General features: G+C 64.9%; 14 protein-coding genes and 1 other RNA gene. 8 read left to right on the forward strand and 7 right to left on the reverse strand.

The window, feature by feature from the left end; all coding sequences use genetic code 11:
• Positions 1-131 precede the first annotated feature (131 nt).
• The 5 genes from NHH88_24455 (at position 132) to NHH88_24475 (ending at position 5,091) form a co-directional block, all read left to right on the forward strand.
• Positions 132-1,001: a ThiF family adenylyltransferase gene (locus tag NHH88_24455; GenBank protein USX12810.1), complete on the forward strand. Its 870-nt coding sequence runs from the start codon at positions 132-134 to the stop codon at positions 999-1,001.
• Positions 998-2,101, forward strand: coding sequence for a nitroreductase family protein (locus NHH88_24460; GenBank protein ID USX12811.1), 1,104 nt, complete (start codon positions 998-1,000; stop codon positions 2,099-2,101). The genes NHH88_24455 and NHH88_24460 overlap by 4 nt, the downstream gene beginning before the upstream one ends.
• Positions 2,101-2,790 (forward strand): acyltransferase, encoded by a 690-nt coding sequence (locus tag NHH88_24465; protein USX12812.1) that lies wholly within the window; start codon positions 2,101-2,103, stop codon positions 2,788-2,790. Before NHH88_24460 ends, NHH88_24465 begins: the two co-directional genes overlap by 1 nt.
• 160 nt (positions 2,791-2,950) lie before the next feature.
• Positions 2,951-3,898, forward strand: coding sequence for a PEP-CTERM sorting domain-containing protein (locus tag NHH88_24470; GenBank protein USX12813.1), 948 nt, complete (start codon positions 2,951-2,953; stop codon positions 3,896-3,898).
• 239 nt (positions 3,899-4,137) lie between these two features.
• Positions 4,138-5,091, forward strand: coding sequence for a PEP-CTERM sorting domain-containing protein (locus NHH88_24475; protein ID USX12814.1), 954 nt, complete (start codon positions 4,138-4,140; stop codon positions 5,089-5,091).
• A 173-nt stretch (positions 5,092-5,264) separates the two neighbouring features.
• On the opposite strand, the gene NHH88_24480 is transcribed toward NHH88_24475, so the two are convergent.
• Positions 5,265-6,464, reverse strand: a complete 1,200-nt coding sequence (locus tag NHH88_24480; protein ID USX12815.1) for a glycosyltransferase — start codon at positions 6,462-6,464, stop codon at positions 5,265-5,267.
• A 210-nt stretch (positions 6,465-6,674) separates the two neighbouring features.
• Between NHH88_24480 and NHH88_24485 the strand changes: the two genes are divergently transcribed.
• Both NHH88_24485 and NHH88_24490 read left to right on the forward strand, forming a co-directional pair.
• Entirely contained in the window at positions 6,675-9,653 is a 2,979-nt protein-coding gene (locus NHH88_24485) for a response regulator (protein USX17419.1), read from the forward strand.
• A gap of 1 nt (position 9,654) precedes the next feature.
• The gene (locus tag NHH88_24490) at positions 9,655-11,805 is read left to right on the forward strand and encodes an EAL domain-containing protein (GenBank protein USX12816.1); all 2,151 of its coding nucleotides are present in this window, start codon (positions 9,655-9,657) and stop codon (positions 11,803-11,805) included.
• A 21-nt stretch (positions 11,806-11,826) separates the two neighbouring features.
• On the opposite strand, the gene NHH88_24495 is transcribed toward NHH88_24490, so the two are convergent.
• From NHH88_24495 to dnaX, 4 genes are read right to left on the reverse strand one after another with little or no spacing between them, the layout of a single operon-like run.
• Positions 11,827-13,044 carry a CoA transferase gene (locus tag NHH88_24495; GenBank protein USX12817.1) on the reverse strand — a complete coding sequence of 406 codons (1,218 nt, stop codon included), beginning with the start codon at positions 13,042-13,044 and terminating at the stop codon, positions 11,827-11,829.
• On the reverse strand, positions 13,041-13,631 hold the full coding sequence (gene recR, locus NHH88_24500; GenBank protein ID USX12818.1) for a recombination mediator RecR: 591 nt from the start codon (positions 13,629-13,631) through the stop codon (positions 13,041-13,043). The genes NHH88_24495 and recR overlap by 4 nt, the downstream gene beginning before the upstream one ends.
• Positions 13,632-13,652: 21 nt before the next feature.
• Complete coding sequence (locus tag NHH88_24505) at positions 13,653-13,979, reverse strand: YbaB/EbfC family nucleoid-associated protein (protein ID USX12819.1); 327 nt, start codon at positions 13,977-13,979, stop codon at positions 13,653-13,655.
• 49 nt (positions 13,980-14,028) lie between these two features.
• Positions 14,029-16,614 carry a DNA polymerase III subunit gamma/tau gene (gene dnaX / locus NHH88_24510; protein ID USX12820.1) on the reverse strand — a complete coding sequence of 862 codons (2,586 nt, stop codon included), beginning with the start codon at positions 16,612-16,614 and terminating at the stop codon, positions 14,029-14,031.
• Between the two features lie 137 nt (positions 16,615-16,751).
• Here dnaX and NHH88_24515 point away from each other — a divergent pair, with 137 nt between their 5' ends.
• Entirely contained in the window at positions 16,752-17,408 is a 657-nt protein-coding gene (locus tag NHH88_24515; protein ID USX12821.1) for a hypothetical protein, read from the forward strand.
• Between the two features lie 75 nt (positions 17,409-17,483).
• Here NHH88_24515 and ffs read toward each other — a convergent pair.
• Positions 17,484-17,582: signal recognition particle sRNA small type (gene ffs, locus NHH88_24520), an RNA gene on the reverse strand.
• A gap of 15 nt (positions 17,583-17,597) precedes the next feature.
• Positions 17,598-19,082 (reverse strand): 4-hydroxy-3-polyprenylbenzoate decarboxylase, encoded by a 1,485-nt coding sequence (gene ubiD, locus NHH88_24525; protein ID USX12822.1) that lies wholly within the window; start codon positions 19,080-19,082, stop codon positions 17,598-17,600.
• Positions 19,083-19,555 lie beyond the last annotated feature (473 nt).

Below are 19,555 nucleotides of genomic sequence, written 5' to 3' on the forward strand. Positions count from 1 at the left end.
GCGTCGTGGCAAAAGCCGATGGGGGGTTCGCTCGGTTCCTCCACTTTTTTTTTCGATACCTGCGGAACTTTTGATCTAAGTCATCTGTCCAAACTCCTTCAGCCGCACGGCGGCAGTTCCCCGGGAGACACATGGCGCAGACCTTCTCTTACCACCACGCCTTCGCGCGCAACCTCGGCTGGGTGACGCCGGCCGAACAATCCCTGCTCAAGGAAAAGCGCATCGCCATCGCCGGACTGGGCGGTGTCGGTGGCTTTCATCTGCTGACCTTGGCGCGGCTGGGCGTGGGCGCATTCCACATCGCCGATTTCGACACCTTCGATATCGCCAACTTTAACCGCCAGATCGGCGCCAACATGTCCACCCTGGGCTTGCCCAAGGTGGAGGTGCTGGAGGCGATGGCGCGCGATATCAATCCGGAATTGCAGATCACCAGCTTTCCGACCGGCGTGGACGGCGTCAACATGCGCCAGTTCTTCAAGGGCGTGGACCTGTACGTCGACGGCCTGGATTTCTTCGCCTTCGGCGCGCGCCAGGCCACGTTCGCCGCCTGCGCCAAGCTTGGCATTCCGGCGATCACGGCGGCGCCGCTGGGCATGGGTACGGCCGTGCTCAATTTCATGCCGGGGGAAATGACGTTCGAGCAGTACTTCGGCTGGGGCGACCTGCCCGACGACGAGAAGGCGCTGCGCTTCCTGGTCGGGCTGGCGCCGGCGGGACTGCACGGGCGCTATCTGGTCGATCCGTCCAGCATCAATTTGAAGGAGAAGCGCGGCCCCTCCACCATCATGGGCTGCGAGTTGTGTGCCGGTGCCGCCGCCACCGAGGCGCTCAAGATCATGCTCAACCGCGGCGAGATATTGGCCGCGCCGCGCGGCTATCAATACGACGGCTATCGCAACAAGCTGGTACGCACCTGGCGTCCCGGCGGCCACCGCCATCCGCTGCAACGGCTGGCGATGATGCTGGCCAAGCGGCGCCGTCCTGGAGACGAATCATGAGCAAGATGGAACAACATCTGGATTCCACGCTGGAACAGATCCTCGAGCTGGCGCGCTGGGCGCCCAGCGGCGACAACACCCAGCCGTGGCGCTTCGAGATCCTCGACTCGCGCCGCCTGATCGTGCACGGCCGCGACACGCGCGACCACTGCGTCTACGACCTCGACGGCCACCCCAGCCAGATATCGCTGGGCGCGTTGCTGGAAACGATGGCCGTCGCCGCCAGCACCTTCGGACTGGAGACGCAAGTCACGCGGCGGCCGGAAGCGCCCGAGACACGTCCCACGTTCATCGTCGACTTCGTCCCGGCACCGCAACTCGACGCCGATCCGCTGGCCGACTTCATCCTGCCGCGCAGCGTGCAGCGCCGGCCGCTGAGCCGGCGCCCGCTGACCCCGGCCGAGAAGACGGCGCTGACCGCCACCCTGCCGCCGGGATTCCGCGTGACGTGGCTCGAAGGCCGCCAGCGCGTGGCGGCGGCGCGTTTGATGTACCGCAACGCCAAGCTGCGCCTGACGATGCCGGAGGCCCACCAGGTGCACCAGGCCGTCATCGAATGGAACGCCCGCTACAGCGAGGACCGCATGCCCGACCAGGCGCTGGGCGTGGACGCGATGACCGCTAAACTGATGCGCGGGATCATGCGCGACTGGCGCCGCGTGGAATTCTTCAACACCTGGCTGGCCGGCACGGTGGCGCCGCGCCTGCAGATGGACCTGATCCCCGGCCTGGCCTGCGCCGCCCACTTCGTGCTGACGGCCGAGCACCGCCCGCAGCGCATCGACGACTATGTCGCGGCGGGCCGGGCCATGCAGCGCTTCTGGCTGACGGCCACGGCGCTGGGCCTGCAATTGCAGCCGGAGCTGACGCCGCTGATCTTTTCCCGCTACGTGCGCGAGGGCCGCGTGTTTTCCGGCACACAAGGCATGCAGCAGCGCGCGGCCGACCTGTCGCAACAGGGCGAGCTGCTGGTCGGCAAGCGGGTATGGGAGACCGCCGTGTTCATGGGCCGCATCGGCGCCGGCGAGCCGGCGGCGGCGCGCTCGATCCGCAAGCCGCTGAACGAACTGCTGGTCGGTCCGCCGGCGGGGGGCCGCTGATGCGCGCCATCAAGCCGTTGCAGATCGCCGTGTTCCTGGGCTTGCTGACGGTGATCCTGGCGCTGGGCATAGGCGCCACCGCGCTGCTGCTGGGCGGCCTGCCGCTGGGCGATTTTCGCGGCGTGGCGCTGCTGCTGGCGGCCGTGCTGCTGACCTATCTGGCGGCGTTCGCCGTGTACCGCTGCTTCCTGTTCGTCATGCCGCTGCGCGAGGGCGAGGTGGCGGAGAACTCGCGCCACGAACTGGCGGCCAACGTCAACATCCTGTTCTACCTGCTGCTGTTCAATTCGCTGATCCGCACGCACTTCATTCCGGTGCCGATCGTGCGGCTGATCTACCTGGCGCTGGGCGCCAAGCTGGGCGCCAACACCTATAGCGCCGGCGCCCTGCTCGACCCGCCGCTCACGCGCATCGGCAGCAACACCATCATCGGCCATGACGCGGTGATCTTCGCGCACGTGATCGAGGGCAGCCGGCTGGAGCTCAAAGCTGTCGTCATCGGCGACACCGTCACCATTGGCGCCAAGGCGGTGGTGATGGCGGGTGTGCGCATCGGCGACAACGCCATCGTCTCGGCTGGCGCGGTCGTCACCAAGGACACCCACATCGGCGCCGGCGAAATCTGGGGCGGCATTCCGGCACGCAAAATCAAAGCGGCCTCGACAGTAAAGGCAAGCGAGCTGAACTAAATCAAACAAATGCCGGAATTTTTTACGCACTGTTCGACATGCAACACACGGCGCGACGCAAGCCCTTGAATCCACAGGCTTCGTCCAAGCTGGCAGGGGTTTTGCTGAAGAGGTGGAGCGACCTTGATTTCCAGGGTCTTCTATTTCTTGGGGAACAGCTATGAACTATTACAAACCCGCCGCCGCCTCTATCCTCGCCGCCGCGCTGGCAACACCGTTCGCCGCGCTCGCCGCCCCCGTGGTGGGCCTCGATCCCACCGGCACCGGCACCTACACCACCTACGCCGACCTGTGGACCAACATCACCGACACCGCCGTGGTCACCGGCTTCGTGCCGGGCGCCACCGTTGGCGGTCCCGGCGGCATCGCGCCCTACCTGACCTCGCTGCACACGCAAACCGTCATCGGCACCATGAGCAACAGCAATGTTGGCGCCATCGTCACGCCGGCCGGCCTCAACACCAGCTTCGAGCTGACCAAGGTCGTGCGCTTCGAGGAACTGGTCACGTCGCAAAACGCCACCACCGCCACCTTCGGGCTGGCGCCCAGCCAGTCGGCGGCGATGGACGTCGATCCCACCCGCGCCGGCGTGCAGAACTTCGCCGTGTTCTTCGACCAGATCACGCCCGGCGGCGCCAGCCAGGCCGTGCCCGGCAACGGCGTCGACACGGTGCGCTGCTATGGCACCGGCGTCACCGGCGGCGCCGCCAACGGTTGCGGCGGCGGCGCGGCCGACCCGGACGGCGACGGCGTCATGATCCTGTCGGGCCACCTGGTCTTCAACACCGCCAGCTTCACCGCCAGCGGGGCCGTCGGCACCGGTTCGTTCGACACCCGCTTCGTCATCGACTATGTCGATCCCGCCTACCTGGACATCGTCACCGGCTCGGTGTTCCTGGACCGCTTCACCGGCACCACCAACGTGCCGTCATTCTTTACACCGACCTCCATGTGGGACGGCGCCACGCCAACCACCGTGCCCTTCCTGAAAGTGGACTCCTCCCAGTCCTTCGCCGCCGTGCCGGAACCCGGCACCGTGGCCATCATCGGGGTGGGCCTGGCCGGGCTGGCACTGAGCAAGCGTCGTAAAACCAGCGCTCCTTGCTGATCCACTGTTTGCTGTTACAGCAGCGACAGCGAGCTCTTCCGCTCTTTTTCAACGGACCCGGCGCCATGCCCGAGGTCCGTTTTTTTATTGACGGCTTTTTTTACAATAGTTGCAAAAGCGTAGGCTGGACTCCGCGCAAGTGCTTGATTCCTTACGGTTCACCTTGCTTGGCAAGGGTTTTGCTCTATAGGCCATACGATCCCGATTTCCGGGTTCCGTCAACTCCAGGGAGCACACACATGAACATCATCAAACCCGCATTGGCCGCCGCCGCGATCGCTACCGCCCTGGCCGCGCCGCTCACCGCCAGCGCCGGCCCCACTGTGGGCCTCGATGTCACCGGCAGCGGCGCCTACAGCACCTATGCCGACCTGTGGACCAACGTCACCGACACCGGCCTGGCCACCGGCTTCATTCCCGGCATCACCGTCGGCCCCGGCGCCGCCGCGCCCTACCTGACCGAGCTGCGTTCGCAGATGGTCATCGGCACTATGTCGAACAGCAACACGCCCGCCATCGTCACGCCAGGCGGCCTGAACACCACCTTCGAGATCAGCAAGGTGGTGCGCTTCCAGGAACTGGTCGACTTCCAGACGCCGACCACCGCCCACTTCACCTTGCCGCCATCGCAGTCGGCCGCGATGGACGTCGATCCGCTGCGCGCCGGCGTGCAGAACATCGCCATCTACTTCGACCAGATCACCAACGGCCCCGGCAGCAGCCGCGCCGTGCCGGGCAACGGCGGCGACACCGTGCGCTGCTACGGCACCGGTTCGACCTCGACCGGCTGCGGCACCTCGCCCGGCGACACCGACGGCGACGGCATCATCATCCTGTCGGGCCACCTGGTGTTCAACGACGCCAGCTTCACCGCCAGCGGCGCGGTCGGCACCGGCTCGTTCGATTCGCGCTTCATGATCGATTACGTCGACCCGGCCTACCTGGACATCGTCACCGGCTCCATCTTCCAGGACAAGGTCACCGGCACCACCAACGTGCCCTCGTTCTTCTCGCCGACGATGATGTGGGACGGCACCACCCCCACCACGGTACCGTTCCTGAAAGTGGACTCGTCGCAAACCTTCGGCGCGCAGGCCGTACCGGAACCCGGCACCCTGGCCATCATGGGCCTGGGCTTCGCCGGCCTGGCAATGGGCAGCCGCCGGAAAGTCAAAACCGAGAACAAATCCTGACACCTCGGCTGTCTAACTTTGGCGGACCCTGGCGGCGTACCTCGGTCCGTTTTTTTTCGCCTGTTCTACCCGCACGGCCACCCGGGCCGCCGGGGTCGTACCCCAAGGGGTACGACCCCTAAGCGGTAACGCATGCGTATCGGCGAAAGCGTACGGGTTGGCGCGACGCTCCGTCACAACGGCAGCAGCTTGAGCAGCAGACCCGACAGCCGGGCGCCGGCGTCGTAGCGGACGAACTGCTCGGCCACCTTGCGCGCGGACGCCTTGGCGCCGGGTTGTTCGAGCAAGTCGACGGCGGCGCGGCGCAAGGCGTCCCCGCTCAAGCGGTCCGAGCGCAGCAAGGCGCCGGCGCCGCTGGCCACCACGCCGTGCATGTTCAGATACTGGTCGAGATTGCCGGCGATGCCCAGCACCGGCACGCAGGCGCTCAGGGCCTGCTGGCTGGTCGGACTGCCGCCATTGCAAATAACCAGACTGGAGCGGCGGGCCGCCTCGATGCCCGGCAGGTAAGCCGCCACGTACGCGTTGGGCGGGACCGCTCCCATGGCACCCATCGCGCCCATGCCCACGTTGCCGGCGGTCGCCGCGATCACGCTGACCGGCAACGGCGCCAACGCCTGCAACACGCGCGGCAACAACGCCCCCTGCCCCGAACTACCCAGTGTCACATAAACGATCGGCCTGCCCGCCGGCAAAGCATCCCACCAGTGCGGCAACTCCGTGGGCGGCGACCACGTCACCGGTCCCAGATAACAATGTGTGGAAGGCATACTCGTTGCCGGAAACATCTCCGGAATGTCGGCGTACAGCACGTGGTCGGCGTCGGTGTAGACGCGGCGCAAATCGTGGCCCAGCGGCGGCAGGCCGTACGCGCGGCGCACCTGGTTGAGCGGCACGCTGTGCAAGGCGAACGCCAGCGGGCGCGCCAGCTTGAACATCCGGTCGGCGATAGCGATCGGCAACACGCGCGACAGGCCGATCGCCGGCACGCTGTAATGCTGTCGCACGTAGGGACTCCAGTAGGCGTTGATCAAGCCCACATACGGCACCCCGGCCAGTCGCGCGCTGATCGACAGCGACAGGCGGAAATCGCCGATCACCACATCGGGCCGCACCGCCTTCAACACGCGCAGGTCGTCCTCGACATAGCGGCGCAGGGTCGCCGCGTCGTACACCGGCTTGCCGGCGGCCAACGCGGCCAGGAAACGCGCGCTGGAAATGCTGGTGATGCCCCAGCTGCGTACGTCGCTGCCCTTGAAGAACATTTCATAGCCGGGCGCGCAGGCGATGTGGACGTCGTAACGCCCGCGATCGAGCGTCGCCGCCAGCGCCAGCGGGCGCGCCACGTGCGCCAACGTCACGGCCTCGGCCATAAACAAGATCTTCTTAGGTTCCATATCGCCAGCTTGAAGTGTGGTATCGGAAAGCGTTTGAGAATGCGCAAACGTGCTGCCTTAGACCTAGATCAACATCGCCCTTGCCACATACATATATTTTTCCTAGTGGCACTCAGGAATCGTGTGCCGCGCACCGCCCGCGTCGACGCATTCGGCGCCCACTGTATCGTTGGGAACCGCCACGCGATGTTCAATTTCGAACGTTCCGGCCTGAGCCAGAAACTGACCATCATTTCCGTGCTGTCGACGGGCAGTGCCTTGATGCTGGTATTCATTGCCTTCGCCGTCACATCCGTACTCAGCCACACCGACGACGAGCGCAAGCAACTGGCGTCGCTGGCCGGCGTGATCGGCAACAACAGCATGATCGCGCTATCGCGCGGCGACCGCAAGCAAGCTGAGCAGACGCTGGCGACCCTGGTGGCCGAGGACGACATCCTGCAGGCGGCGCTGTACGACGGCGACGGCAAGTTGCTGGCGCGCTACGCGTCGGACGATCTGCCCGACGCACAGCAAGCGCCGCCCCTGCTCGATATCCCCTTGACCGGGCCGGAGGTGCGCAGCGAACGCACCGGCCCGCCCTGGGCGCCGGCCATGCGCCTGCTGCGCGACGTGCGCGGCCGCGACGCGCTGGCCGGCACCGTGCTGATCGAGCGCTCGCAAACGCGCATGTGGGTCGACATCCTGAAAAACCTGGGCGCGGCGGCTGTCGCGGCGGTGCTGTCGTTCATGACGGCGCTGCTGATGGCGGCGCGCTTCAAGGGCAGCGTGGCCGAGCCCGTCGGCAAGCTGATCGCGGCGGCCCAACAGGTCAGCCGCGGCCAGCCCACCGAGCGCATCAGCCACCAGCGCAGCGACGAGCTCGGCGCGCTGATCGACAGCTTCAACGACATGCTGGCCCAGGTCGAGGCGCGCGACGGCGCGCTGGCGCAATACCGCGACCAGCTCGAACGCCAGGTCGGCGTGCGTACCGAGCAACTGGAAAAGGCCAAGAACGCGGCCGAGGCGGCCAGCCAGGCCAAGAGCGCCTTCCTGGCCACCATGAGCCATGAAATCCGCACGCCGATGAATGGCGTGCTGGGCATGACCGAGTTGCTGCTGGCCACGCGACTGAGCGAGCAGCAACGCCACTACACCAGCATGGTCAAGCGTTCCGGCGAGCATTTGCTGGTGATCATCAACGACATCCTGGACTTCTCCAAGATCGAGGCCGGCAAGCTGACAGTGGAATACATCCATTTCAACTTCCGCGATTTGCTCGACGATATAGACAACGTGTTTTCGCCGCAGGCGCAGGCCAAGGGCATACGGATGGAGCTGGCCATCGCCAACGACATCCCGGTGGCCATCCACGGCGATCCGAACCGCTTGCGCCAGGTGATCTTCAATCTACTGGGCAACGCCGTCAAATTCACCGAAAGCGGCAAGATCACCGTCAAGGTCGCGGTGGTGCAGGAGGATACGCAAACTGTCGGCTTGCGCTTCGAGGTGCACGACACCGGCATCGGCGTCTCGAACGAGGCGCGCTCGCGCATTTTCGATTCCTTCTCGCAAGCGGACGGCTCGACCACGCGCAAACACGGCGGCACCGGACTCGGACTTGCGATCTCAAAACAACTGGTGGAGCTCATGGGAGGCACGATAGGCGTCGATCATGCGTTAACTCAAGGGTCGATCTTTTGGTTTGCCGTAAATTTCGATAAACCACGCGTCGATTTTGACGATCCTTCCAACACCAATTTGGGAATACGCGCTTTGATTGTTGACGAAAACCCCACCAGCCGCGCCGAACTGGAACGGCGTCTGACGGCCTGGCGCGTGCTCAGCACCAGCGCGTCGGCCACCCAGGCGTTGCAACAGCTGCGCCACGCCGCGTCGGTCGCGCAGCCCTTCGACGTCGTGCTTCTCGACATGGAGTTGCCGCGCACCAGCGGCCTGGCGCTGGCCGCCGCGATCCACGCCGACGCCGGCCTGGCCGCCACGCGGCTGTTGTTGCTGAGCACGGAACGCAACGCCGCCGACCGGGTCCAGCAGCGCGAGGCCGGGGTCGCCTTCCAACTGATCAAGCCGCCGCGCGAGTGCGACCTCTACGACTGCGTCGTCACCCAGACGCAGATGCGCAACGCCGAACCGGCGCGCACGGCGCCGCCGCCGGCGTCCCCGCCATCGTTGCAATCGTTGACACATGGCGACGAGCGACCGATCCGCCTGTCGCATACGGGGACGGCGTCGCCGGCGGCGCCGCCGCTGTCGACATTCAGCTCCAGCACGACGTTGCCGGCGCAGCGCGCGCGCAAGGGCCGCAAGGTGTTGCTGGCGGAGGACAATCCGGTCAATGTCGAGGTGGCCAGCGCCATGCTCGAGGGCCTGGGCCTCGACGTCAGCCGCGCCTGCAACGGCCAGGAAGCGTTGCGCTCGGTGCAGTCCGGCGACTTCGACCTGATCCTGATGGACTGCCAGATGCCGGTGATGGACGGCTTCGCCGCCACCACCGAAATCCGCCGCCACGAGCAACAACGCGGCCGCTCGCGCAGCCTGCCGATCATCGCCATCACGGCCAACGCGTTGCAGGGCGACCGCGAATCCTGCCTGGCCGCCGGCATGGACGACTATTTGAGCAAGCCGTTCACGCAGCAGGCGCTGGGGCAGACCATCGGCCGCTGGATCACGCTGCCACGGGTGGCGCCGGGGCCGCAGGAGGGCCCGGCCGAAGCGCTGGCTCCGGCCCATGTGCCAAACCCGCCCGACGAGCCGGAAACGTCCGCCGCCGCTGCCGTGGCTGCGGCCGTGGCGGCCCCGCCGCTGCAGGAACCGCTGATCAACCGGCAAGCGCTGGAAAACATCCGCGCGCTCAGCGCCAGCAATGGCGACGCGCTGCTCGAGCGGGTGCTGCAGGCTTATCTGGAAGACACCCCGACCCATTTGCGCACCATCAAGTCCGCCATCGACAGCGGCAGCACTGTGCAAATACGCAAGGCGGCGCACAGTCTCAAATCCAGCAGCGCCAACGTGGGCGCCGACGCGCTGGCGCAGCGCTGCAGGGAAATGGAACAGCTGGGCCGCAACGATACCACCGCAGGCGCCGCTGCCCTGCTCGATGATATGGAACGATCTTTCCAGGCCGTACGGCAGGCATTGGGAGCTATCCTGGAAAAGGAAATTTAAAATGGCAACGCCCTTCTCCCCCAAGCGCGGTCTGGTGCTGGTCGCCGACGACGATCCCGTGATGCGCCTGCTGATGCTGGAAATGCTGGCCCAGGTCGGCCTCGACGCCATCGAGGCCGAGGACGGCGTGCAGGCGCTTGCCTGCTACCAGAGCATGGCGCCGGACCTGGTGTTGCTCGACGTGGAAATGCCCGGCATGGACGGCTTTTCCGTCTGCCGCGAAATCCGCCGGCTGGAAACGCACGCGGTCGTGCCCATCATCATGGTCACCGGCGGCGACGAGCTCGAATCGGTCACCAAGGCCTACGAGGCCGGCGCCACCGATTTCGTCTCCAAGCCGATCAACTGGCCCATCCTCGGCCACCGCGTGCTCTACGTGCTGCGCGCCAGCGACGCCATCACCCGCCTGCGCATCGCCGACGCCCATCACCGCGCCGTGCTGGCGGCGATACCGGACACCTTCTTCCGCATGAACAAGGACGGCTTCTATCTGGACTACGAACAAGGCCACGAGGCGAGCAGCGTGTTCTCCAGCGACAATTGCGTCGGCCGCCACCTGAACCAGGTGCTGCCGGAGGAAATCGCCCAGCACATGCTCGAAGAGGTACGCACGGTGCTGGAAACCCAGCACATCCGCTCGCTCGACTACGAACTGCCGATCCCCGGCCCGGCCCCGCGCGTGCGTCACGGCGAGCACGCGGTGCCCTTGCCGGTGCGGCATTTCGAGGCGCGCCTGGTGGCGACGGGACCCGACGAGGTGCTGGGCCTGGTGCGCGACATCAGCGAGCGCAAGCGCACCGAGGAACAGATCCGCCGCCTGGCCTACTGCGACAGCCTGACCGGCATCCCGAACCGCCAAGCCTTCCTGGAGACCCTGGAAGCCGAGCTGATTCGCTCGCGCAAGGGCAACAAGAAATTCGCCGTGCTGTTCATGGACCTGGACGCCTTCAAGCGCATCAACGACACTTTGGGCCACGACGTCGGCGACCATTTGCTGATGGCCGTGTCCGAACGCCTGCGCGAAACCACGCGGCCGAGCGACCTGGTCTCGCGCACCGAAGTGGGCGGCAACAATCTGGCGCGGCTGGGCGGCGACGAATTCACCATCCTGATTCCCGACCTGGAGCGGGTGGAAAACGCGCTCAACGTCGCGCACCGGGTCAAGGAAGCGATGCGGCGCCCGTTCCTGATCGACGCCCACGAAATCTTTGTCACGGCCAGCATCGGCATTTCCCTGTACCCGGAGGACGGCGAGGATTGCAACTCCCTGCTCAAGTACGCGGACACGGCGATGTACCACGCCAAAAACTGCGGCAAGAACAACGCGAAGCTGTACAGCTCTTCGCTAACGATGCAGATCATGAGCCACGTCAAGCTCGAGGTCGGCCTGCGCAAGGCTTTGCAGAACGACGAGCTGTATCTGCTGTACCAGCCGCAGATCGACGTCGCCAGCGCGCAGATCGTCGGCGTCGAGGCGCTGGTGCGCTGGCGCCATCCGGAGCGCGGCGTGATCTCGCCCACCGAGTTCATTCCGCTGGCCGAGGAGACCGGCCTGATCGTCCCGATCGGCGAATGGGTGCTGCGCACGGCGTGTCAGCAGGCCATGGCGTGGCAGTCGGTGGGCAAACAGCCGCTGCGGGTGGCGGTCAACCTGTCGGCCAAGCAGTTCAAGGACGAGAATCTGACGCAGATCGTGATGTCGGCGCTGGACGATACCGGATTACCGGCGGAGCTGCTGGAACTGGAACTGACCGAGGGCACCTTGATGGACGACGCCCGCGCCACGATGGTCACGTTGGAACAGTTGCGCGCGATCGGCGTGTACCTGTCGATAGACGACTTCGGCACGGGGTATTCGTCGATGAATTATCTCAAACGCTTCGATGTGCGGGCGCTCAAAATCGACAAGAGTTTTATCTGTGGGTTGCCGCAGGATTCGGAGAACGCGGCAATCACGCGGGCGATCATCGCGATGGCGCACGGCTTGAAGATGGCGGTGGTGGCGGAAGGCGTCGAGACCGACGCGCAACTGGTGCTGCTGGAGGAATATGGCTGCGACATGGTGCAGGGTTATTACCTGGGCCACCCGTCGCCGCCGGAATCGATCACGCTCATGCTGAGCAACCAGTGCGCGCTGGCCACGCCGTTGTAACGTAGTCCCGAGGGTCCTCGATCAGAGGACCCCGTCCTTCTTCATCGCGGCGATCTCGTCGTCGCTATAGCCCAGCGACCGCAGCACCTCATCGTTGTGCTGCCCCAGCGCCGGCCCTATCCATTGCGTGCGGCCCGGCGTTGCCGACAGCTTCGGCGATATCGCCGGCAACTTGACCGGCGTTCCATCCGCAAACTGGTGCTGCTCGAACATCCCGCGCGCCAAAAACTGCGGATCGACCATCATGTCCCGCACCGAGTAAATTTTGCCGGCCGGTACATCCGCCGCCTTCAACACCGTCAGCGCGCTGTCGATATCCTGCGTATCGCACCACGCCTGTATCGCGTCGTCGATTTCCTGCGTGCGTTGCACCCGGCCGTCGTTGCGCTCCAGCTGCGCATCCCCGGCCAGGTCGAAGCGCCCCATGGCCAGCATCAGCCGCTTGAAGATCGCGTCGCCATTGCCGGCGATGACGATGTTCTCGCCATCTTTCGTCGTATAGGTATTCGATGGCACGATGCCCGGCAACGCCCCACCGGTACGCTCGCGCACCACGCCCGCATGATCGAACTCGGGCACCAGCGACTCCATCAGATTGAAGACGGATTCATACAGCGCCACGTCGACCATCTGGCCCTCGCCCTCAAGCCTGCCGCCGGTGGCGTCGCGATGCCGCAGCGCCATCATCGCGCCGATGACACCGTGCAGCGCCGCCACCGAGTCGCCGATCGACACGCCCACGCGCACCGGCGGCCGGTCCGCGTGACCAGACACATAGCGCAAGCCGCCCATCGATTCGCCGATCGCGCCGAAGCCCGGCAAGTCCTTCATCGGCCCGGTCTGGCCGAAGCCCGACAGCCGCACCATGATGGTGGCCGGATTGAGCGCCTTCAATTGCTCGTAGCCGATGTCCCATTTTTCCAGCACGCCGGGGCGGTAGTTCTCGACGATGATGTCCGCTTCCAGCGCCAGTTGACGGGCGATGGCGCGGCCACGCTCGCTCTTCATATTGAGCGTCAACGATTTCTTGTTGCGCGACTGCACGGACCACCACAGCGACGTGCCGTCCTTCAACACCCGCCATTTACGGATCGGATCGCCGCCATCGGGCGACTCGATCTTGATCACTTCCGCGCCGAACTCGGCCAGCATGCGCGCGCAGAACGGCCCGGCGATAAGCGTGCCCAACTCAAGCACTTTGATGCCCGCTAAGGGCCCGGAAGATTTGGGATCTGTCATGTCGACCTGCGGTCCAGCATCGCGCGGGCGATCGTGCCGGCGTCGACGTATTCGAGCTCGCCGCCGACCGGCACGCCACGCGCCAGACGGCTGACGTTCAGCCCGCGCGCCTTCAGCAGCTCGCTGATGTAGTGCGCGGTGGCCTCGCCCTCGTTGGTGAAATTGGTGGCCAGCACCACTTCGGTGACCAGCCCGTCGGCGGCGCGCGCCACCAGCTTTTCCAGATGAATATCTTTCGGCCCGATGCCGTCGAGCGGCGACAGCCGCCCCATCAGAACAAAGTACAAGCCCTTGTACGTCAGCGTCTGCTCGATCATCAGCTGGTCGGCCGGCGTCTCGACCACGCACAGCAGACGACGGTCGCGCTGCTCGTCGGTGCACATGTCGCAGACGTCTTCCTCGGTGAAGGTATTGCACAGCGCGCAGTGGTGCACGGCGCTGACGGCCTGATGCAACGCGCGCGACAGCATGTCCGCGCCTTCGCGGTCATGCTGCAGCAAATGGAACGCCATCCGTTGCGCCGACTTGGGGCCGACGCCGGGCAGACGGCGCAACGCTTCCGTCAGAAATTCCAGCGACTTGGACATATGCCCGGACCGAAGCCTTCCTTAGAACGGCATCTTGAAACCGGCCGGCAGATTCATGCCGGAGGTCAGGCCGCCCATCTTCTCGGCGGAGGTCGCCTCGGCCTTGCGCACGGCATCGTTGAAGGCGGCGGCGACCAGGTCTTCCAGCATGTCCTTGTCGTCGGCCAGCAGCGACGGGTCGATCGACACGCGCTTGACGTCGTTCTTGCAGCTCATGACGACCTTGACCAGGCCGGCGCCGGACTGGCCTTCGACTTCGATCAGGGCCAGCGCGTCCTGCGCCTTCTTCATGTTGTCCTGCATTGCTTGCGCTTGCTTCATCAAGCCTGCCAGTTGGTTCTTCATCATGATGGAGTTCTCCGTGTTTGAAATTGTAAAGTTGTGATCGAAGATGTGATCAGCTCGGCGACGCGGCCAAGGCCGCGGCCGGCGGCACGATGGAGCCCGGCACCACCCAGGCGTCGAACTCGCGGATCATGCTGTTCACAAAGGGATCGTTGGCGATGGTCTCTTCGGCGGCCCGCTGGCAGGCCGCGCGGTGCGCCTGCGCCTCGGCGCTGGCGGTGTACCAGACGGCGCCCAGCTCGGTGTCGACACGCACGGCGCGGCCGAAGCGTTCGGTCAGCGCCACGGTCAGTTTTTCAACGTTGCCCTGCGTGCGCCAGGTTTCGATCGGCACGCGGACCTTGAAGACGACGGCGTTGCCGTCAATGCTGCACTCGATCAACTCGGCTTGCATCGCCAATTGCTGGGCGACGCCGCGCAACGGCAGCGCGGCGGCGACGGCCGGCCAGTTGCCGTCCCAATTCAGCTCCGGCACCGGGGTGATCACGTAGGCGTACGGCGCCTTGGCGGGTGCCGGCGCGGCGCGGGCCGGCGCGACGAACGCCTGCACGCCATCGCCAACAGCGTTGACGGCCGGGGCAGGCGCGGCCGATGGACTGTGCGACGGCGCGTACGACTGGCTCTGCGCGGCCGGCGCGTAGCCTGTGGTGTGATCAGCGCGCGCCGGCGACGATTGCGCTATCGCGCTGTCGTCGGAAAATTCGGTGACCCACGGCGGCAAGTCGTCTTCGTCGTCGGCTTGCTGTTGTGCAGGCTGGGCGGAGGGCGCGGCGTAATGCGGCGCGGCGGCAGGCGCCGGTTGTTGAACTGGCTCAACTGGCTGAACGGGCTGCACGACCTGGCGGACCGGCGCTTCCAACACAGCGGCATCGCCGCCCGAGGCCGCAGTCGGCGGCATATCTTCCCATGGCGCAGGACGCGACGGTGCGGCGGCCTGCGCGGCATTAAAATTTGCGGAGCCCCCCGGCGGCGTGTAGGCGGCGCTTGGTGCCTGCGGCTGCGATGGCGGCGGTGGCGCGGCCATCGCTGGCGTTGGGGCCGGCTCGGCAGCGGCGGGCGCTGGCGCTGATGGGGCTGGTCCGCCGCCATAGGCGCGCGCGCCCGGCTTGGAGCCGGCGCGGGCCGCTTCCAGCGCGGCATTCAGGGCCGCACGGGCGGGACTGATCGGTCCCGACGGAGCGGCAGGCGCGGCGGCCTGTGGCGCCGGTGCGGGTGCGGCCATTGGCGCGGCCACGGGCGCAGGAGCCGGCATAGGCGCCGGTGGCGCCATCGTCGGGGACGGCGCCGTATTCACCTGTGGACTCGCCGGCGCGACAACTGCGGGAGCCATTGCCGGGGCGGCCGCAGGCGGCTGCATCTCGCCACGCGCCATCGCGGCGGCGGCGCCGGCGACCACGGCGGGCGGCGTCATGCTGGCGTGATTGGCCTGCACATGCGAGGCCGCGCGTGCCGGCGGCGCGGCGGCAGCGCGGGCGGCGGCCACGGCGGCCGGACGCGACATCGCCGGCGCACCCGCAGGTTGTCCCTCGGCCCCGCCTACGCCGGGCCGAAAGGCCAGCATGCGCAACAAGGTCATCGAGAAACCGGCGTATTCATCCGGCGCCAGGCCTAGTTCATTGCGGCCATGCACGGCAATCTGGTAATACAGTTGCACTTCTTCCGCGTCGAACGCGGCAGCCAGACGCACGACATCGGCGTACTCAGGCAAATCCTCCGGCAGTGCGGCCGGCACCGTCTGCGCCAGCGCGATCCGGTGCAGCAACGTGCCCAGATCCTGCAGCGCGCCGTTGTACGACAGGCTGCGCGTGGCCATCTCGTCGGCCACGGCCAGCAGGTCGGCGCCATCCTGCGCGGCCAGTGCGTCGAGCAGGCGGATCAGATAGGACTGGTCCAGCGCGCCGAGCATGCCTTGCACCGCGTCGAGCGTCACTTCGCCGGCCGCGTAGGCGATGGCCTGGTCGGTCAGCGACAGCGCATCGCGCATCGAACCGTGGGCGCCGGCGGCCAGCAGGCGCAAGGCCGGCTGTTCGAAGGCGATGCCCTCCTGCCCCAGGATATTTTCCAGATGGCCGATGATGTGGCCCGGCGGCATCTGCTTCAAATTAAATTGCAGACAGCGCGACAGCACCGTCACGGGAATCTTTTGCGGATCGGTCGTCGCCAGGATGAACTTGACGTGCTCGGGCGGTTCCTCCAGCGTCTTCAGCATCGAGTTGAAGGCGTGGTTGGTCAGCATGTGCACCTCATCGATCATATAGACCTTGAAGCGCGCATTGCTCGGCGCGTACACCGCCTGCTCCAGCAGCTGCGCCATTTCGTCCACGCCCCGGTTCGACGCCGCGTCCATCTCGATGTAATCGACAAAGCGGCCCGCGTCGATCGCGGTGCACGCCTCGCATACGCCGCACGGGGTCGGCGTGATGCCGCCGTTGCCGTCCGGGCCGACGCAATTGAGCGACTTGGCCAGGATGCGCGACAAGGTGGTCTTGCCGACACCCCGCGTGCCGGTGAACAGGTAGGCGTGATGCAGCCGTCCGCTGTGCAGGGCGTGCGTGAGCGCGCGCACGACGTGCTCCTGGCCGACGAGCGTTTCGAAGTTCTTGGGGCGGTATTTACGGGCGAGGACTTGATAGGACATGCTGGATTTTACCGTAGATAGCAGGAGCAAAGGGGCTGCGTTGGGCGCGCCAAAGCGGCAATTGTAACAACTCGGCGCGATAATAGGTACGGCAACAATTCTGCCCTACAATTTGTTTTTGCTTCAACCTGTGAAAAATGAAAAAAATCGCCCTGCTCTCCCTGCTGATGCTGTCCCTGAACCTGCACGCCGCCGAGCGTGAATGGACGCCGTACAAAAAACTGGTCGAGGGCCTGCGCCTGGACCGATTCTACGCGCTGCCGCCCGCCGAACGCGACAGGGTCAACCTGTTCATCAAGGTACAGCCGGTCAACAAAACCTACAAACCGTCCGACGTCGTGCTCACCGTGGTCAACGGCAGCGAACGCACGCCCCTGCCCGCGCTCACGCCGGACTTCCGGCTGGCGATCGGCGCGCCCAATCCAAAATGGATGAAGGACGACGTCAAGATCATGACCAACCTGCCGAAGGAAGACAAGACGGCCGTCAACTACGAAGCCGTGACGCCGCTGCCGGAAGGCCTGCAATGGTCCTACGCCACCGTGATGGGCAGCGTCGGGCAAATGAACAACGCCATCAAGAAGATGGCCGGCGCGATGAGCATGTTCGCCCCGAGCGTGGATGTGGTGCTGTTCAAGTTCGACAAGCCGGCGCAGCTGAAGGTGGGCGCCAAGGTCTACAACACCAACGCGAAGCACGAGATCGCGCTCAAGCCGGAATCGGACTTGATGAAATCCAACCCGACGATCGTCGCGTCGGAGCGGCCGTACGAGGCGGAACTGCGGGGCGACTAAGCCAGCCGTAAGTTCGGTAGACATAAAAAAAGCTGCCTAATGGCAGCTTTTTAATATTCCCGAAGGATTCCCGAAGGAGGCGAGCCTGATCTGCGGCACTTATGGTTAACAGCCGTGGCTGCTTCGTTCCCGACCTGACCAGGTTAGCCGTGCCACAATGCGCAGGGGCCCGCCGGGATCAATTATACTCTACAGGCCCAACTCCTGCCAAATCTGATCGACACGCGTTTTCACCTCGGGTGTCATGGTGATCGTCGTGCCCCACTCGCGGGTCGTTTCACCGGGCCACTTGTTGGTCGCGTCGATGCCCATCTTGCTGCCCAGGCCACTCACCGGCGAAGCGAAGTCCAGGTAATCGATCGGCGTGTTGTCGACCAGGGTGGTATCGCGGGTCGGATCGACGCGGGTGGTGATCGCCCAGATGACTTCCTTCCAGTCGCGCACGTTCACGTCCTCGTCCACCACCACGATGAACTTGGTATACATAAACTGGCGCAGGAAGCTCCACACACCGAACATCACGCGCTTGGCATGGCCGGCGTACTGCTTCTTGATCTGCACCACCGCCATGCGGTAGCTGCAACCCTCCGGCGGCAGATAGAAATCGGTGATCTCGGTGAACTGCTTTTGCAGCAGCGGGATGAACACCTCGTTCAACGCCAGGCCCAGCACGGCCGGCTCGTCCGGCGGCTTGCCTGTATAAGTAGAGTGGTAAATCGGATCGCGGCGCATCGTGATGCGGTCGATGGTAAACACCGGGAAGGAATCCTGCTCATTATAGTAGCCGGTGTGGTCGCCATAAGGCCCCTCCAGCGCGTGCTCGTAGCCGGACGGGTGGTTCTCGTCTGGATAGATATGGCCTTCCAGTACGATCTCGGCCGACGCCGGCACCCGCAGCTCGCTGCCGATGGCCTTGACCAGCTCGGTGCGGCTGCCGCGCAGTAGGCCGGCGAACTGGTATTCCGACAAGCTGTCGGGCACCGGCGTGACCGCGCCTAATATAGTAGCGGGATCGGCGCCCAGCGCGACGCAGATCGGATAAGGCTTGCCCTTGTTCTGTATGGCGTGCTCGCGGAAATCGAGCGCGCCGCCGCGATGGGCCAGCCAGCGCATGATAACCTTGTTCGGCCCCAGCACCTGCTGGCGGTAAATGCCCAGATTCTGGCGCTTCTTATTAGGTCCCTTGGTGATCACCAGGCCCCAGGTGATCAGCGGCGCGATATCGCCCGGCCAGCAATGTTGAATCGGCAGTTTGGCCAAATCGACATCGGCGCCCTCCCACACGATGTCGTGGCACGGCGCGCCGCGCAATTCCTTCGGCGCCATGTCCCAGACGGCCTTCACCAAGGAGCCCAAGCCCAGCAGGTCCTTGAAATCCTTCGGCGGCTCCGGCTCCTTCAAGCGCGCCAGCACGTGGCCGATTTTGCGCAGCTCGCCGACATCCTCGGCGCCCATGCCGAGCGCGACACGGCGCGGCGTACCGAACAGATTGGTCAGCACCGGCATGGTGTGCCCGGTGGGATTTTTGAACAGCAATGCCGGGCCGCCGGCGCGCAATGTGCGGTCGGATACCTCGGTCATCTCTAAATGCGGCGAAACGGGCAATAAAATGGGCCTAAGTTCGTCCATTCGTTGCAACTGAGAAATAAAATCTCGCAAATCTGAATATTTCATCGTTTTTTAATTTTTTCTTACGGTGAAGCCTACTGTTTAAAAATACAGGTCAAGTAGTTGATTTTATTGGTTTTCCAGCGAACACAAGCAAAAATGTTAGACTTAAAAGTAATAGCTTTCAATTGCGTTAGTATTGACTTGATATAAAACGGCTTCTACAATTTGCCCTACTTGAAGAGGACACGGTCCCAGGACCACATGGAAGCACATGTTGTTGTTGCTCATTCATTCACGGAGTCGGGGCTCCACATGACATTTTAAGGAGTGTTTTCAAAAGGCGTCTGCCTTACCCCCGAAAGAAGTTGTATTGCGACTGATCGAATACCACAGGGAAAGATCAGCTCAGGCAAGCAATGACGGCGTCCAACGCGCGCACCCATAGCGGCGACGGACGATGATATTTCTGATGCATGGCATTAGCACCCGGTTAGCTGCGTTCAACGCTGGCAGGGACCCGCTTTTACGGCATTTCA

The sequence above is a fragment of the Oxalobacteraceae bacterium OTU3CAMAD1 genome, from assembly GCA_024123915.1.
Lineage (GTDB): Bacteria > Pseudomonadota > Gammaproteobacteria > Burkholderiales > Burkholderiaceae_D > Rugamonas.

Coding starts and splice junctions, on each gene's coding strand:
- NHH88_24455 (USX12810.1), top strand. CDS start 132: ATGGCGCAGACCTTCTCTTACCACCACGCCTTCGCGCGCAACCTCGGC.
- NHH88_24460 (USX12811.1), top strand. CDS start 998: ATGAGCAAGATGGAACAACATCTGGATTCCACGCTGGAACAGATCCTC.
- NHH88_24465 (USX12812.1), top strand. CDS start 2,101: ATGCGCGCCATCAAGCCGTTGCAGATCGCCGTGTTCCTGGGCTTGCTG.
- NHH88_24470 (USX12813.1), top strand. CDS start 2,951: ATGAACTATTACAAACCCGCCGCCGCCTCTATCCTCGCCGCCGCGCTG.
- NHH88_24475 (USX12814.1), top strand. CDS start 4,138: ATGAACATCATCAAACCCGCATTGGCCGCCGCCGCGATCGCTACCGCC.
- NHH88_24480 (USX12815.1), bottom strand. CDS start 6,464: ATGGCCGAGGCCGTGACGTTGGCGCACGTGGCGCGCCCGCTGGCGCTG.
- NHH88_24485 (USX17419.1), top strand. CDS start 6,675: ATGTTCAATTTCGAACGTTCCGGCCTGAGCCAGAAACTGACCATCATT.
- NHH88_24490 (USX12816.1), top strand. CDS start 9,655: ATGGCAACGCCCTTCTCCCCCAAGCGCGGTCTGGTGCTGGTCGCCGAC.
- NHH88_24495 (USX12817.1), bottom strand. CDS start 13,044: ATGACAGATCCCAAATCTTCCGGGCCCTTAGCGGGCATCAAAGTGCTT.
- recR (USX12818.1), bottom strand. CDS start 13,631: ATGTCCAAGTCGCTGGAATTTCTGACGGAAGCGTTGCGCCGTCTGCCC.
- NHH88_24505 (USX12819.1), bottom strand. CDS start 13,979: ATGATGAAGAACCAACTGGCAGGCTTGATGAAGCAAGCGCAAGCAATG.
- dnaX (USX12820.1), bottom strand. CDS start 16,614: ATGTCCTATCAAGTCCTCGCCCGTAAATACCGCCCCAAGAACTTCGAA.
- NHH88_24515 (USX12821.1), top strand. CDS start 16,752: ATGAAAAAAATCGCCCTGCTCTCCCTGCTGATGCTGTCCCTGAACCTG.
- ubiD (USX12822.1), bottom strand. CDS start 19,082: ATGAAATATTCAGATTTGCGAGATTTTATTTCTCAGTTGCAACGAATG.